A 1686-nucleotide genomic window follows, 5' to 3' on the forward strand; every position below is an offset into this window, starting at 1 on the left:
AGGAAGGGGTTTGCCGCGCTTCTGGATCATTCGTTGAGAGGAACGCCCGCTTCGAGAAACAGCCCCATGTCCTTCGGGAGTCCTCGAGAAGCGTAAAACTTGCCGCCGACCTCGTAGGCGAGGAACGGCGTGCCATCGATTTCAAGGGCGCGGGCGAAGTCCATATTCGCCTGCATATAGCGGCGCGCCGCATCGAAGCGTTCATCCTCGACCTCGGGCTTCAGAATCTCGCTCCGACCGCCATTGGAGTTCAGCCAGACGCGACCTGGGCTAGGGGAAGCCAGAATGTCCATCATTTTGTCATGGCTCCCGTCAAGAACGCCGACGCCGACGATGCGCACCTTGATCTTTCGAGCGCGAACAAGATCCTTCATGTAGTCCCAGGCCGCGTGACAGTAGGGACAATTCGGGTCGGCGAATTTCCATACCGTGAGAGGAGCGGAGTTCGAGCCGACATCGAAATAGGCCGTCTTTTCGGCGGCCGCCATGAATTCGTCGCGATCGACCGTATCCCGCCACAGCTCCGACGGAGAGCCTTTCTCGCCGTCGATCGATGCCGAAGCTTCCGGAATGAGAAGATCACCAGAGCCGGTCACGGAGGAATCATTCACGACAGCCTGATGAACCTCGGAGGGCGGAGAATCCTCGGCGGCTGCCTGCTCGCCCGAGGGTGAGGGAGAAGCCGCCTCGACGGACGCGGCGAAACGTGCGCGCAATTCACCGACCTGCACGCCGGTCACGTTTATGCCCTGAAGGTTAAGGACCGTCCCGGCGAGAACGTGCTTGCGGTCCGGGGCTTCGTAGAAAGCCTGAAGACGACCGGTCGACGCCTTGCCGAGATAGCCGCGTAAACCGCCGTCGATCCCGAGATCCGTGAACTCAACACCCTTGGCGCGCATGAAATCCAGCGCGGGAGAAACGTCTGCGGACGGGGTATCATACTGATAGTCCGGCGGCATGAACATTTCACCGATGCCGGATGCCTTTTCGGGATCGATTCCATCACCAAGTCCGGAGCGAACGGCAGCGCCCTCGAAGCGCCGTTGCATTGCGTCGACCTGGCGCGAAGTCACATTGTCGGACCCAAGAAAGAGGACACCCGCGAGGACATGATCGCCGTCAGGGAAAACGTAGAAGGTCTGCATGCTTCCGCTGGCGCTCTCGCCGAAATATCCCTTCACGCCGCCGTCATTACCGAGATAAGTGAGCTTGACCTGCCTGCTGCGAAGAAAGGAAAGAATCGGAGCCTCTGCTGCATCGCGGGCCGCAAGCAGGTTCTTTCCCGTTTCCTGCGAAAGGGAGGGGGTCGCAAGGATCGAAACTGCCAACGCGGCCAGAATTGCTATGGGCTTAATCATACTGCTCTCCGAGTGTCCATTCTATGGATATCGAATCCTTTTGGAATCGTCAACGAAATTGCCGTCAGCGACGCGAATCCTTACGACGGCTTCCTTTCGAGTTGCCGCCGTCATCCGGCCAGACCGAATTCTTGCAGTTCGGATAAGCATCGCAGGAAAGGAACCTCTGCCCCTTCTTATCCCCCTTTTGAACCATGCGAGTGACCATCTTTCCCTTGTTGCAAGACGCGCAGGTTTCCCCGTGGCCCGGAAGCGGGTCGACCTTCTGTTTCGGCCACTCCAAATGATTGCAGGAGGCCGGGTCGTCCTTCTTGTAGGCGTTGCAGGA

At 58.8% G+C, this 1686-nt stretch carries 2 protein-coding genes; both read right to left on the reverse strand.

All coding sequences use genetic code 11. The features are described 5' to 3' along the window. Positions 1 to 26: 26 nt before the first annotated feature. Positions 27 to 1358 (reverse strand): thioredoxin fold domain-containing protein, encoded by a 1332-nt coding sequence (locus E1297_RS02095; protein WP_155133295.1) that lies wholly within the window; start codon positions 1356 to 1358, stop codon positions 27 to 29. 64 nt (positions 1359 to 1422) lie between these two features. Beyond that, the coding region (locus E1297_RS02100; RefSeq protein ID WP_196223137.1) for a topoisomerase DNA-binding C4 zinc finger domain-containing protein at positions 1423 to 1686 on the reverse strand (264 nt) is incomplete at its 5' end.

Source organism: Roseibium sp. RKSG952, assembly GCF_009711355.1.